The organism is Oleiphilus sp. HI0123, from assembly GCF_001635315.1.
In genome coordinates this window covers 1-385 of sequence record NZ_LWGE01000159.1, presented here as the reverse complement: position 1 = coordinate 385, position 385 = coordinate 1, and the positions used below count along the sequence as shown (strand labels likewise).

Here is a 385-nt window from a genome sequence, read left to right as displayed (position 1 = left end):
CTGCACGAGGATAGCGTGAGCTGACATTCATGGCACGATGCTCGTCGTCATGCTGTCGGGCGCGCAGGTTGCGCGCTCGTCATAGGCCAAGGGCACATCGGCCTGCAGTGGCACGTTGCCATTGCGAGCGATGGCGAGCGAGATGATCTCGTAGCCCATGCCCTCGACCGTTCCGTTGAGCTTTGCGGGCACATAGGCTTGATCGCGGTAGACGCTGTTGCCGATGCCGAGTGCGTTAGTCCAGTCCGAGAGAGCCGTCCGCACGTCCAGATCCGTCTTAGCCGTGTAGGAGGCCAATTTGCGGATCTGGAGGGCATACGAGATCGGCACCTCGACCGAGCGCGAGAAGGCGATGTTGCGCACGATGCCGGCGGCGTCCGTGCTC

The 385-nt window shown here is 62.6% G+C and carries 1 protein-coding gene; it reads right to left on the bottom strand.

From position 1 onward, the window contains the following. Nucleotides 1–27: 27 nt before the first annotated feature. The coding region (locus A3761_RS26595; RefSeq protein ID WP_197472720.1) for a hypothetical protein at nucleotides 28–385 on the bottom strand (358 nt) is incomplete at its 5' end.